We start from the raw sequence: 13,527 nt of genomic DNA, 5'->3' as shown, positions 1-13,527 counted from the left end.
GCCGAGTCCCCCTCTCGGATCAGTTAAGCTGGTGGCTGCAATTTGATCCGTTCCGCATCCTCGGCTCGGATCAATGTCCCGCCTGCCCCTCCCCGCCTGCTGAGTCAATCCTGTGTGGAAGAAGCCCTCTGACGTTGCGCCGCGCCGATCTGTGGTCGTTTGTTTTTTGGTTGTTTGGCTGACATCATCGGCAACCTTTGCAACCGACACCGACGCCGAGACCAAATCAAACAAGCCCACATTTGATCTCGCAATTCTGAATGGGCACGTCGTCGATGGCACGGGAGCCCCTTGGTACGAAGCCGATGTCGGAATCACCGATGGCAAGATCACCCACATCGGCCGCATCGATCCAGCGTCTGCGGTCGACACGATCGATGCCGAAGGGTTGATCGTCGCTCCGGGCTTCATCGACATGATGGGCCAAACCGCCACGCCGATGCTGCGGAATCCTTCCACGGCAATGAACCTGCTGACTCAAGGCATCACGACCATCAACGCGGGCGAAGGATCGTCCGCCGCGCCGGTTTCAGACCGTGACGCCGAATCGGTCGGCTGGCAAAACATGGCGGAGTACTTTCAGTTGCTGGACCTGAAAGGCATGCCCGTCAACACCGTGCAGACCATTGGGCACACCCAAGTCCGCCGGTTGGTGATGGGCGAAGACGACCGGCGTCCCAGCGACGATGAACTGGAGGCAATGAAGGAACACGTTCGCGAAGCCATGCGTGCTGGTGCGATTGGAGTCTCCACCGCGCTGATCTATCCGCCGGCCGTTTACGCATCGACCGACGAAATCGGTGCCTTGGCCGGAGTCGCCGGCGAACACGGCGGACGTTACTACACACACATGCGCAACGAAGGTGATCAGCTTCTTGAAGCGATCGACGAAGCCTTGGAAATCGGTCGCATCGGCAACACCCCCGTTCACATCTTTCACTTGAAGGCCGCCGGACGTCAGAACTGGGGCAAGATGCAATTGGCGATCGCCCGAATCAAGGCCGCTCGCAGCGAAGGTCATCAAGTCACCGCAGACATCTACCCTTACATCAACAACGGTTTAGGCATCGATGCACTGATCCATCCGCGACACTTTGGCGAAGGACGAGCGAAGTTCCTCAATCGTTTGTCCAACGACGAAGAGCTTCGTGCCGAAGTTCGCGAGGAAATCGAATCCACAAGCGGTTGGGAAAATTGGTTTCGCCACGCGGGATCGGATTGGAACCGCATCATCATCGGCCAAACCACGGAACCTCGTTACCGCGAGTACACCGGACAGTCGGTTGCCGCGATCGCCAAAGCGACAGGCGAAGACGCTTGGGACACATTCTTTGGACTGTGCAATGCGTCCACGTTTGCTCTGCCTGAAACGATGAGCGACGCGAACAAAATTTTGGCGATGCAACAAGAGTTCGTTTCGTTCTGCACGGATGTCGGTCCCGCCGGTGGCAATCGAGGTGCATCACACCCACGTTCTTACGGAGCGTTCCCACGGATGTTGTCACGATATGTTCGCGACCTTGGCGCGATCTCGATGGAACAAGCCATCTCGCAAGCCAGCGCTGCCGCGGCCAACGCCGTGATGGTTTATGACCGCGGCCGAATCGCCGAAGGATTGGCCGCCGATGTGATCGTTTTCGATTTCAACGAACTCGCCGATCGAGCCGACTTCGAAAACCCGCACGCTGAGTCGGTTGGAATGAAACATGTGGTCGTCAACGGAATCCCCGTGCTCGAGGATGGCAAATTCACAGGGAAACGTCCCGGCAAAGTCCTCCGCGGCCCCGGTTTTGATCCTGCCACCGCGCCGCATGCAATCATTACCGGAGACAACCAACCGGCGTTTCGCGAAGTCGATGCGGTGATGCAGTCTTTCCTCCGCGAGCATCGTATTCCAGGTGCTTCATTGGCGATCACCGACAAAAACAACGTCGTGTACGCACGTGGGTTTGGCTACGCCGATGTGGGACAGTGTGAGCCGGTGACGCCTGAAAGCCTGTTTCGGATTGCCAGCATTTCCAAACCGATCACCGCCGTCGCGATTTTGCAGTTGGTTGATCAAGGCAAGTTGTCACTCGACGACAAAGTCTTCGAAATCCTCGACCATGAACCTCATGTCGAAGAGGGCTCCAAGATCGACGAGCGACAGGACCAAATCACAATTGAACATCTGTTGCAGCACCGGGGTGGTTGGGACCGAGACCAATCGTTCGACGCCATGTTCCGCTCCACCCAATTTGCAAACGCTCTCGGTGCATCCCACCCGGCAACGCCCGACACCATCATCCGTGTCATGCGAGGCAAACCGCTCGACTTTGATCCCGGCGAGAGATACGCGTATTCCAACTACGGCTACTGTTTGCTCGGCCGAGTCATTGAGAAGATCAGCGGCGAAGCATACGAAGACTATGTCCAACAACACGTTCTGCAACCGATCGGCGTGACATCGATGTCTGTCGGTGCGACTCGCTTGGAAGGTCGCAAACCAAACGAGGTCCGTTACTACGATCCGCACCAAGGTGACTCCGTCTTCGCCAAGGACTTGAATTCGCGTGTGCCGCAGACGTATGGGGCTTGGCACCTGGAAGCAATGGATTCACACGGAGCGTGGATTGCATCGGCCAGTGATCTGGCTCGCTTCGCCAGCGCCTTTGATGATCACGAGAACAGCCCGCTGCTGTCGTCGGCCAGAATCACCGACATGTTCGCTCGGCCGGACGGGTTGGCGGGACATAAAAAGAACGGTGCCCCCAAGTCCAAGTATTACGGCCAGGGATGGTCAGTCGTCACCGACGAATCTGGCGAATTGACTGCTTCCCATGGCGGTTCACTCCCCGGGACCAACACGATTCTCGTTCGTCGTTCGGATGGAAAGAACGTTGCGTTGCTGTTCAACACACGTGTCACCGCTCGTCTGTCGCGAGTGACCGGAACCATCCTTCCTCAAGTCATGAAGGCCATCGACGAAATCGAAGATTGGCCACAATGAACGACAAACTGAGTTCGGCAACTTTCGGAGTTCGACAAGGGTGCGTCCGGAACGATCCAATTTGTGTTTATTGGGGTTGAATTTGGTAGAATCGAAAGCGGCCGTTTGACACAGACGGTCCCCGCCTGCCTTCCCCCCAACCCTCATGAGCTTTCCGATGAACGCCCAACGTCCTGATGGCCAACGCGTTGCCCGACGAACCTTCGTCAAACTGGGAGGAGCCATCGCCGCCGGTGTCGCGACGACCAACCTCTTCGACGCCCGCTTTGCTCATGCCGCGGGTTCGCCCACCACGTCGGCAGAAACCTACGTGGGGGAATTGTACGCTTCCTTGTCCGACAAGCAGAAAACCGCTGTTTGGCGACCGTTCGATCATGCGGACCGCTTGAAAATCAATCCGAACTGGCACGTCAGTAAAACGACCATCGGCGACGATTTGTTTTCACAGAAACAAAAGACGTTGGTCGATCAAATCGTTCGCAATATCACATCCAAAGATGGTTACGAACGTTTGATCGAACAAATGGAATACGATGACGGCGGTTTGGAAAGCTACAGTTTCGCGTTGTTCGGCGAACCGGGATCCGACCAGTTCCAATTCGAATTGACTGGTCGACACGTGACGATGCGAGCCGACGGAAATCAACTCGACAAGATCGCATTTGGCGGACCCGTTGTTTACGGTCACGGCGAGGAATATCTCCCCGACAGCCCCTTCTTTCAGCAGACGTTGCAAGCCAACAAGGTCTTCCAAGCCTTGGACGCCGACCAAGCCAAACTGGCGTTGCAAAAGAAGGCCCCCAGTGAAACCGCGGTGCAATTGAAAGGCGAGAGCGGTCAATTCCCCGGCGTCGGCGTCGATCAACTTTCCAGCGATCAAAAGGAACTGGTCGAGTCGACTCTCAAGATGTTGCTCGCCCCGTATCGCGAAAACGATTCGAAGGAAGTGATGGAGATCCTAAACAGCAGCGGAGGCATCGACCAACTGCACATGGCTTTCTATCAACAAGAAGACGTCGACAACGATCGCGTCTGGGACATCTGGCGAGTCGAAGGTCCATCAATGGTCTGGCATTTCCGCGGCGCACCCCACGTCCACGCCTACCTCAACATCGGCACCAAGTCCTAGCCAGTGGCATAGGCTTCCCACCTGTGGCATAAGCTTCTCGCCTTTTTGTACCCCACATCTTTTGCGAGCCGCTTGCGTTGGGAATACAGGCCTTTTGAAGCCAATCATCCCTTGTCCAAAAACCATTAGTGTTCGATCAGCGGAGACTAGAGTTTCCTTGGCCGCTCTGGCGGAACACCAATCCACTCTGATCGGACACCAATCTTTGGTGTTTCGAGATGTGGGGTATAAAACGGCGGGATGCCGATGCCACTTCGATGCCACCAGCAGACCAGACAACTCAGAGAAACCACATGCCCTCTTGCGCCGTCCGAACACCTCTCTTTCACCACCGGCTTCCCGCATCGTTTATCGTCGTCGCAGCAACCCTGCTGTCGATCGCAGGTTCAACGGATGCATTCGCAGCCGAACCACCCACCTTGATCGTACAGAAATGCGAGGACTTCGAGGTCACCGGCCATGGCGACAACCAGGCCTGGGAAGCATGCGACTGGGTTTCGCTGAACCGGCGTGGCAACGGGCAACTCGATTACCAATCGCGGTTCAAGATGCTGTACTCAGACAACGGCGTCTACGTCTTGTTCGACGGTGCTGACCAAAGGCTGACCGCCACGATGCAGGCAGACTTCTTGGACCTTTGGAACGAAGACGTTTTCGAATGTTTCTTCTGGACCAACGAAAAAGATCCGGTCTACTTCGAATACGAAATCTCGCCGCTCGGATTTGAACTGCCGATCCTGGTGCCTAATTTGGATGGGAAGTTCCTCGGTTGGCGTCCCTGGCACTACGAAGGCGATAAGAGGATTCAAAAGAAGGTCTCTGCAACGGGCGGCAAAAACGAATCGATGAGCACCGTCACCGGATGGCGTGCTGAAGTCTTCTTTCCTTATGCAGTCTTGGAACCACTTCGAAATGTCCCGCCCAAAACAGGAACTCAGTGGCGGGCCAACTTCTACCGCGTTGACTACGACCAAAAGAAAACCACCGGTTGGGATTGGGCGCGGGTTGGTCCCAGCTTCCACGACATTGAAAACTTCGGGACCTTGGTCTTCGGCAAAGTCGTCGAATCCGAAAAACCCCAGGACGACATCCGTGATTTGAAACTTGCGGACTGGCAGCCAAAGTCGATGCTGAAGACCAAGGTCACTCGCGTCAACACGCCCTCGTATCCAGTCATCGACGTTCACAACCATCTCGGCGGCGGTGCCAACGTGCTGACGGAAGAACGCGTCAAACGTTACCTGCAAGTCATGGACGAGGCCAACGTGGAAACGGTCATCAACTTGGACGGCGGCTGGGATGACAAGCTGAAGGAAACCGTCGCCGCCTTGGACTCCGCGCACCCAGGCCGGTTCCTCACCTTCGCACTGATCAACCTGCGTGATTTCGAAACCGAAGGCTGGTCCGAGCGAGAAACCGCGCGGCTACGCAAAAGTTTCGAAGCTGGTGCGAAGGGGCTCAAGTTCCATAAATCATTGGGGCTGTCCTACCGGAACCAAGCCGGCAACCTGCTCACGATCGATGACGAACGGCTCGATCCGATCTGGGAGCTGTGCGGAGAAATGAAACGCCCAGTGATGATTCATACCGCTGACCCAGCCGCCTTCTTCACGCCCCTGGATCGGTTCAACGAACGCTGGCACGAATTGAACGCGCACCCAGGTTGGGTGTTCCATGGCGACCGCTACCCGTCGCGTGAAGAACTGCTGGAACAACGCAACCGAGCGATCGCGAAGCATCCCAACACGACCTTCATCGGGGCTCACTTCGGCAACAATCCGGAAGACCTGGAAACCGTCGGGCAGTGGCTCGACCAGTACCCGAACTTCCACATCGACATCGACGCTCGGATCTCCGAACTGGGACGGCAACCGTACAGCAGCCGTAAGTTCTTTCTCAAGTACCAAGACCGAATCATGTTCGGCACCGACACGACTCCTGATCCCAACGCCTACCGGTTGTACTATCGCTTCCTGGAAACCGACGACGAGTACTTCGACACCGCCGAATCGCACCACCGGCAAGGCTTCTGGAACATCTACGGCATCTTCCTGCCTGACAACGTTCTTGAAAAGGTTTACCGCGGCAACGCAGCCCGAATCCTGGGCCTGAAGTCACCTGTCAACGCCGCCAGCAAAAACTGAAAGACATCCCAGTGCGACGATTTGTTTGGACATTCTTTATCCTACTATTCGCGGCATTCGTCAGCGCAGGCGAACCGCAGTCACTGACAAACGTCCCGAGCCGCGTCCAAACACCAAAACCGCTCACCGAAGGCGGTGTGGTGCTCACCTTTGACGACCGCAACTTTCAGGACTGGATCCAAGCGTTGCCACTGTTGGATGAGTTTGGCGTCCAAGCCACCTTCTTCATCAGTGGGAAGATTGACGGCCCGGCGCTCAAAGCAATTCAGAAACTCCATGCTCACGGGCATGCGATCGGTTCGCACAGCGTCAACCATCTCAAAGCGGTGGAGTACTTCGAAGAAAACTCCGCCGAAACTTTCTTGCGACGTGAGATCACTCCTCAGCTGAACGAGTTTCAGGTCGCAGGTGTCGCTGCGGTCTGCTTCGCCTACCCGATGAGTCGCAACAATGCCGTGACGGATGAGGCGTTGTTAAAAGTGTTCCGGCATTTGCGGACGGGCAAAAGCATTGCGGCCAACGAACGACTCAGCGAACAAGATGCCTTCTTCGTTCCAGCGGCCAAGATCGCCGAGCAGGGGTGTTTGCCCGGCAAAGGAATCGACTTCGCGCCCACTCGGCCCGATCGAACGTATGAACAGATTGACGGCGCGTTCGATCGCGCTGCCAAAAACAACGAGATCATCGTGCTCTATGCCCATCGCATTGCCGAATCCGGAAACGGCAACTTCATCACCCCCGAAGCCCTCACCCGCATCCTCCAAAGTGCCAAGCAACGAGGCCTCCGGTTCTACACCTTCAACGACCTGCCCTAAAAAGTGGCATAGGCTTCTAGGCTTTTTGTACCCCACATCTTTGGCGAGCCGCTTGCGTTGGGAATACAGGCGTTTTGAAGCCAATCATCCCTTGTCCAAAAACCATTAGTGTTCGATCAGCGGAGATTAGTGTTCCCTTCGCCGCTCTGGTAGAACACTAATCCAGTCTAATCGGACACTAATCTTTGGTGTTTCGAGATGTGGGGTATAAAAAGGCTAGAAGCCTATGCCACTCTTGGCGGCGACGCCTGCGCCGATCACTGCGAGCAGGATGACTCCGGCGCAGCCGATGGGTTTGTTGTCGGCCATTTGTCGCGGGTGTGTTTTTTCAAGCTCTTCGCTGAGCTTCTCGACTTGCGTCTTGGATTCATGAAGCGACGAGTCCGTGGCATCGCGGTACAGCTTAATCGCCTTGAGTTTTTTTCCTTCTAGGAGAAGAGCACGGACTTGTTCCATTGTTTCGTCAGAAATTTCGACCATGACGCTCGTCCTATGTGCATTTGAAGAAGGGGAAGGCTGTCGTTTATCGCAGGTTTGATTCCTCAGTGGCAACCGACATTGGCATGCGACTGAAGAACTCCCATCGTGGACAATCAGTTCCGAAGGTCAGCAAGCGTTTTCAGTTCGGCTTCCGAGAGTGCCCGATCAAACACACTGACGCCTCCGATCCATCCGGTGAAACCAACACTGCGACTACTGTGGATCACCCGCCCAATCGTGAACGGCCCGCCTTGTTCCGCGTCCGGCGGCGAGTAGATGCCGTGCGGGTACCACCACGGGTTCAAACGCAGGCCCACGAGGTCTCGTCCGGTCTCACCCCATTCACCGACACCGTCTTTCTCCAGCGTCACGACCACTTCGGTGTAGCGATAGCGACGGCGTTCAACGCGTTGGTTTTCATCCTCACGCAAGACTTCCACCTCGGACGCTTCACCTTCCGGCGGATTGTAGTACTGGGCCTTGGGAAAGTCGCTGTCTTCACCTTCCTGCGTTCCGGGCGTTCGAGCGTAATGCCCTTGCAGGTAGGCATTGTGTGCGTACGACAACAGATTGTTCGACTTTGGGTTCATGAGCCATCGCTCACCCGAAATACCGTTGAGCCAACCGGTGATTTCGTTGTTCTCATTGTCGAAAGTCATCGCAAAGCACTGCCAGGACGCAGCCAGCTTTTCCGGCGACGAATCGGCAGCGACGGCAGGCGATTGACCAAGCGAATTGCACTTGTGCAACGCATACTTGTTGAGGAAGGAACTGGCTCCATTCTCTGACACATGGCCACACGCGCTGCCTGGCTTATTCAGCCCAGCGAACAAAGCGTACTGCCGCTGTCCACGTTCGACCTTCTTGATCGATGCCGTGGACGATTGCTTGAGATCGGTTCCCTCGTGCCAAATGCCCGCCAGAGCATGATTGCCACTTTCACGAATCGCCCAGACAACGACGGTCACTGATTTCCCGTCTCCTTTGATGTCCAGCGGAGTGTCGTGCAAACGCGACCTGGGAATGAACAGAAAAGGACGAAAGTTTGGATCGGATTCCTCGCGAATACGAATCGCTTGCCCAAACGGCCCATCGTTCAGCAGCGGAAAGTCAGCGTAGGTCGCTTGTCTGCCTTCGCCCCAGTAGTCCCGCACATAGTTCGCCGCATCCAACGGATAATTGTCAGATGATCCAGAAGGCACGTGAGCGATGAAACGCTCGTTGCCCGAAGATTCACGCAGATCGAAGTCCCAAAAAGCAACCAGTCCCGGCGTGCTACGAACGACGTCACGGTTGAGGGGTGGGTCAAACGCCGAAAGTGTTCCGTCCGACATCGCCGACGTGAAGGCTGCGATGAGCACAAAGATGATGCGTTGCATGGTCGGTTCCTGCTGATAATTCCAATGGCTGTGTCGTCACGACGTGCACGTCGATTGTTCCGATTCTACTCCGCCGATTGCTTCAACTGATCGATGACCATCATTCCAGCTTGTGCTCGTTCGTTGTCCGGTGCCAACGACAAAGCGGTGGCGAAATGCCCAGCGGCTCGATCGGTTTGCTTGGTGCTCAGCAGCGTGTGAGCGAGGTTCAGGTGGGTATCAACGTCGTTGGGGAACTCGTCCAAGACTTGCTCGTACAATTCGATCGCCTTCTCAGGTTCTCCGATCCCCACACTCGCTTCTGCGATAGCAAACACGACATCCATGTCACCGGGAGTGTGCTCACGGCATTCTTGCAGTTCGCGATGCGCTGATTCGAAATCGCAGGCTCCCAAATGAGCGATCGAAAGTTGAAAGCGGGCTGCCCAATGACGCGGATCCGTTTCCGGCCAACCAAGCGTCGCGATGCTAAACATCTCGCGAGCAGCATCATTGTCACCCAATTCCAACAACAGCAGGCCGTAGCGTTGAACCCCGCGGAAGTAAGTCGGGTAAGCGCTGACGCCTTTTTCAAATTCGACCACCGCTTCGTCGATCTGGCCGGTCCACCGAAGACAATCGGCCAAAATGAATTGGCTCTCGGCATCGCCATCAAGCAATTCGATCGCGTCTCGAGCCCGCGGTGCAGCGACCTCGAATCTGCCAGCCCAGTGCATGACTTTGGCCAGATTTCGCATTGCGATTCCTTGCGCTGTGCGATCGATGCGGCCGAGAATGGACTGATCCACACCTTCGACCGTCTCGGCTGACAATTCATTCAGTGCGATCGAATCAGCGGCCATCCATCCCGCCTCTCGCATTTCTGAAATCAGCCATCGTGACAACTGGCGGTGAGCATCGATCGTCGGATGAACGTGATCCAGAAAGTACTCTTCGCCCAGGATGTCGTGTCCATGCTCGTCGATGCACACGTTGCGAAGCTCGGATTCGAAATCCAACACGCGAACGTCATCGGATTCGGGCAAGTCGCGGATGAACTGCGCGAAATTGCTTGGAGCACGAAGCGGACAGATGTCGCGATCGATGGCTAATTGGAACGCCGCTCGAGCAGACGCAAAATCGCCTGCATCAAATGATCGCTGCCCCGTTTCAAATGAACCGTCCTCAGAATCCGGTTTGAAGGGACTGCAATCCTTTTCGTTGGATGCCGGAACGACGAACAAAATCTTGGCGTTTGCCGATCGAGCGATATGGATCATCCGCCGAATGTTGAATTTAAAGTGTTCGCGGACCTTGTCGCTCCATTCATCGTCGCGAACATAATCGGACGGCCCCACCGTGTGGTTCAGGCGTTCGTCGACTTCGGCCGCCAATACGATCGAGTCAGCATCACTTTCCTGCGGGGCATTCTTTCGCAGGATGGAATCAATCGCCGCGTACGTTCGAGTCTGAGACACCAATCCGGTCAACCAAAGTTGTGCCTTGGTTTGCTCAAAGAAGTCTGCATAGGTTCTTCGTTCCAAAAACTCGTTCTGGCCGGTGTAGACAATGAACAGATCCGGTTCGTGATTCGCCAATTCTTCCATCACCGCCGCGACGCGGTAGCTCGCATAGCTGACCCCACCCGCATTAAAAACTTCATAGCGAGAACTGGCATCGACATGCGGTAACCATTCACGCAACCAACCTGCAAACGATGTGTTGTCGTCGTAAGGCCGTCCAAACGTCGTGGATCCTCCCAGGCAAAATATCCGCTGTGTGTTCGCTGGCTTGGTCAACGGAAAACGTTGGTCGTTGAACCAGACCAGTTTGTTCTCTGCCGTTCGCATCCACGCCTTGCCGTCTTCATCGACATAGCGTTCCAACAACGGAACCTGCTTGGAAAACCCCATCATCGGGTCGCCGTCCGCGTTCGACCGTCCAACGCCGAGCAACGCCAGCGTCAACTCGATCGCCACCAAACCAAGCACAGTTGTCATGAGACCAAAGCAGGCCTTTTTAGTCCTGCTGAGCTTGTTTGAATTTTGCTGGCGAGTGGCATGGCTGGAAGGAGTCTTGCTTGAGTTCGTGGTCATAGTCCTGTGGCGGATTGTTCGCACCAAGCGTGCAATTGCGGCAGGAAGGGTTGATAGGCAGGGTCGGACGCGACATTGCGAGTCGCTCCGGGGTCTTTGTCAAAATCGATCAAGACGATGTCTTCCAGCTTTCCGGTCTTGGTCGAAACGTACTCGGTGTAACGGAATCGATCCGTACGAATGCTCGTCCCCAGCACAGGACCGACGCCAAGCTTGGATTTTTTGTATTGACTGAAGGCTGCCGGACGAACCGACAGTCCTGGATCGTGCACCACACCCGCGATGCTTTTCCCTTGGCAGTGTTCTGGAACGGGCAACTCAGTCAGCTCGCACAATGTTGGAAACAAATCCACCAGTTCCACCAAGGATTTGGTTTCACCGGCTGGAACCCCGGGTGCCGACACAATCAACGGGACTCGCGTCGCGATTTCATAGTTGGTGTGTTTGCACCAATCGCCAAAATCACCGACGTACCAACCGTGGTCGCCCCACAGAACCACGATGGTGTTCTCACGTTGCCCATTGGCTTCCAGTGCGTTCAGGACTTTACCAACCTGTGCGTCCATGTAGCTGACCGCGGCACGATAGCCATGAATCAGCTCGCGAGTCTTCTCGTCGTCCAACATGTCCGTCTTCGCCGGAATGTCGGTGTAGTTCTTCAGCTCGCCCCAACTAGAACGCGCGTACGGCAGACCATCGACGACATCTTCGCGAGAAGGAATTTTGATGTCGTCGCGATCGTAGAGGTCCCAGTACTTTGCCGGTGCGTTGAACGGCAGGTGAGGCTTCAAGAATCCGACCGCCAAAAAGAACGGTTTGTCTTGTGTTGAAAAACGTTCCAGCAACGCGACGGCTCGGTCTGCGTTGTGGCCATCGGTGTAAGCACTGTCGGGGACATCGCCTCCGTTTTCGATCGACGGTCCGTTCTTCTCGCTCGAGTTGGCGGGATTGCGTTTCCGAGGCAATTCCTGAACGTAGCTTTTCCCCTTGCTGCGATCGCGAGGTGCCCACTCGTTGGCATCGACGGTCCACGCCGCCGCATCGTCGCTGGCGCTGTGGTAGACCTTCCCCAGAAACCCAGTCTCATAACCGTTGCGAGAAAGATGCTGCGGCAGCGTCAGCACATCGGGCATTTGAGAACGCAGCAACGTTTTGAAGTTCCAGCACTGGGTCGTCTCCGGTCGGCAACCGCTCATCAAACTCGCTCGCGAAGCACCGCACACGGCGACTTGGCAATAGGCCCGATCGAATCGCATGCCCGATGCGGCCAAGCGATCAATGTTCGGCGAGTGCATGTACGATTTGCCGTAGCATCCCAGTTCAGGTCGCAAGTCATCGACGGCGATCATCAACACGTTGAGTGGCTTCGGTGGCGAGGTCTCTTGCGCCGACGCGGACATCGGCACGGAACAGAAAAGGCAAATCAAGCCGAGAAACAAACAGCGGGGTCGGAGAGCGTGCATGGTGGGAATCGGGATGGGGAATGAATCTTTGTGGGGGTTCTCGTTATAGCTGAAACTTCGGCAAGTTGTGGGGGACTGGGTGGATGCGCGGGGCGTTGGGCTGGTGGGGAATCACAGGCTAGAAACCTATGCCACTTGGGGCTGCTTGCGTGCTTTGCTACAAAGCGTCGCAGGCGGTGACTCTCCTGGACTGCAAACTAGATACGCTTGTTGAAATGAATGCTTGATGACGTCGAATGACGCCCTTTGTCGAATCAGTCCCCCCTCCACTTCGAAGACGCACTTGTTGTGGGTGCCGCATGCAGGCGGTGCAACTGCTCCCCTGTTCAAACAATTTCGCAGTCTTGCAACGTCTCGGAATGCTTCCCATTGCGTGAATCTGTGGGCCGTTCGGCTGGCTGGTCGCGAGTCTCGCTTTTCCGATCCGCTGGAAACCGACATGGACTCGTTGGTTGAATCGATTGCCACCGAAACAGAACCAACGTTTGACGATGACGACACGTTGGTGCTGGCCGGCCACAGCCTCGGTGCTTTGATCGCGTACCGCTTGGCGAATCGGTTGTTGCAAGGATCGTCCCTTCCAACCCGCGTGAAGGGGTTGATCGTGATGGGAGCCTCGTCGCCCAGCCAATGGACGCAGAACCGCGATTGGTTGGACTGGGACGACGCAGATTTCGCGGATGAACTGGATCGTCGCTATGGCGGGTTGCCAGCCGGTTTGAAACAGCATCCCGACGCGCTGGCGATGTTCTTGCCCATCGTGCGTGCGGACTTGAAACTGGCCCGAGGAGTCGCGTCCGCGGAACATCCCGTCATCCCCGTTCCCATCCGGGCTATGGCCGGGGCAGAAGACCATGTTGCCAACCGAGCCAAGATGCAGGGTTGGCAATCACTCACGTCGGCTGGGTTCTCTTTAAGAGTCTTGCCGGGGGATCACTTTTTCCCGGTTGCGAACTTAAGCAAAGTGATGCTGACCGCGGAGACGCTGGCCGGGGGCGAGGGTTGAGAGGCTGACGCGACGGTCTTGGCAGTTCATCGTACAGTGGTAGAAAG

Annotated in this window: 9 protein-coding genes; 5 read left to right on the top strand and 4 right to left on the bottom strand. The window is 55.9% G+C overall.

Annotated elements, in window-relative coordinates:
* Nucleotides 1–151: 151 nt before the first annotated feature.
* The 4 genes from RB_RS04095 (at nucleotide 152) to RB_RS04075 (ending at nucleotide 7,077) form a co-directional block, all read left to right on the top strand.
* The gene (locus RB_RS04095) at nucleotides 152–2,989 is read left to right on the top strand and encodes a serine hydrolase (RefSeq protein WP_193427763.1); all 2,838 of its coding nucleotides are present in this window, start codon (nucleotides 152–154) and stop codon (nucleotides 2,987–2,989) included.
* A gap of 145 nt (nucleotides 2,990–3,134) precedes the next feature.
* On the top strand, nucleotides 3,135–4,118 hold the full coding sequence (locus RB_RS04090; protein WP_011118659.1) for a DUF3500 domain-containing protein: 984 nt from the start codon (nucleotides 3,135–3,137) through the stop codon (nucleotides 4,116–4,118).
* 293 nt (nucleotides 4,119–4,411) lie between these two features.
* Nucleotides 4,412–6,262, top strand: a complete 1,851-nt coding sequence (locus tag RB_RS04080; RefSeq protein ID WP_164921495.1) for a carbohydrate-binding family 9-like protein — start codon at nucleotides 4,412–4,414, stop codon at nucleotides 6,260–6,262.
* 11 nt (nucleotides 6,263–6,273) lie between these two features.
* Nucleotides 6,274–7,077 (top strand): polysaccharide deacetylase family protein, encoded by an 804-nt coding sequence (locus RB_RS04075; protein ID WP_011118657.1) that lies wholly within the window; start codon nucleotides 6,274–6,276, stop codon nucleotides 7,075–7,077.
* A gap of 216 nt (nucleotides 7,078–7,293) precedes the next feature.
* Here RB_RS04075 and RB_RS04065 read toward each other — a convergent pair whose 3' ends face one another.
* The 4 genes from RB_RS04065 to RB_RS04050 all read right to left on the bottom strand — a co-directional run bounded on the left by RB_RS04065 (nucleotide 7,294) and on the right by RB_RS04050 (nucleotide 12,474).
* Nucleotides 7,294–7,557 carry a hypothetical protein gene (locus RB_RS04065; protein ID WP_164921494.1) on the bottom strand — a complete coding sequence of 88 codons (264 nt, stop codon included), beginning with the start codon at nucleotides 7,555–7,557 and terminating at the stop codon, nucleotides 7,294–7,296.
* Nucleotides 7,558–7,670: 113 nt separating this feature from the next.
* Nucleotides 7,671–8,936 (bottom strand): hypothetical protein, encoded by a 1,266-nt coding sequence (locus RB_RS04060; protein ID WP_011118655.1) that lies wholly within the window; start codon nucleotides 8,934–8,936, stop codon nucleotides 7,671–7,673.
* A 65-nt stretch (nucleotides 8,937–9,001) separates the two neighbouring features.
* The gene (locus RB_RS04055) at nucleotides 9,002–10,915 is read right to left on the bottom strand and encodes a tetratricopeptide repeat protein (protein ID WP_164921493.1); all 1,914 of its coding nucleotides are present in this window, start codon (nucleotides 10,913–10,915) and stop codon (nucleotides 9,002–9,004) included.
* Nucleotides 10,916–11,007: 92 nt separating this feature from the next.
* Entirely contained in the window at nucleotides 11,008–12,474 is a 1,467-nt protein-coding gene (locus tag RB_RS04050; RefSeq protein WP_011118653.1) for a sulfatase, read from the bottom strand.
* Nucleotides 12,475–12,700: 226 nt separating this feature from the next.
* Between RB_RS04050 and RB_RS04045 the strand changes: the two genes are divergently transcribed.
* Nucleotides 12,701–13,480 carry a thioesterase II family protein gene (locus RB_RS04045; protein ID WP_164921492.1) on the top strand — a complete coding sequence of 260 codons (780 nt, stop codon included), beginning with the start codon at nucleotides 12,701–12,703 and terminating at the stop codon, nucleotides 13,478–13,480.
* The last annotated feature ends 47 nt before the right edge of the window (nucleotides 13,481–13,527 follow it).

The organism is Rhodopirellula baltica SH 1, assembly GCF_000196115.1.
GTDB classification, from domain to species: Bacteria; Planctomycetota; Planctomycetia; order Pirellulales; family Pirellulaceae; genus Rhodopirellula; species Rhodopirellula baltica.
This window is presented reverse-complemented; position numbering and strand designations above follow the sequence as displayed.

Bases quoted from the DNA above. Each gene is read 5' to 3' on its own strand.
- RB_RS04055 (WP_164921493.1), bottom strand. From the start codon at position 10,915: ATGACAACTGTGCTTGGTTTGGTGGCGATCGAGTTGACGCTGGCGTTG.
- RB_RS04045 (WP_164921492.1), top strand. From the start codon at position 12,701: ATGACGTCGAATGACGCCCTTTGTCGAATCAGTCCCCCCTCCACTTCG.
- RB_RS04090 (WP_011118659.1), top strand. From the start codon at position 3,135: ATGAGCTTTCCGATGAACGCCCAACGTCCTGATGGCCAACGCGTTGCC.
- RB_RS04065 (WP_164921494.1), bottom strand. From the start codon at position 7,557: ATGGTCGAAATTTCTGACGAAACAATGGAACAAGTCCGTGCTCTTCTC.
- RB_RS04050 (WP_011118653.1), bottom strand. From the start codon at position 12,474: ATGCACGCTCTCCGACCCCGCTGTTTGTTTCTCGGCTTGATTTGCCTT.
- RB_RS04080 (WP_164921495.1), top strand. From the start codon at position 4,412: ATGCCCTCTTGCGCCGTCCGAACACCTCTCTTTCACCACCGGCTTCCC.
- RB_RS04060 (WP_011118655.1), bottom strand. From the start codon at position 8,936: ATGCAACGCATCATCTTTGTGCTCATCGCAGCCTTCACGTCGGCGATG.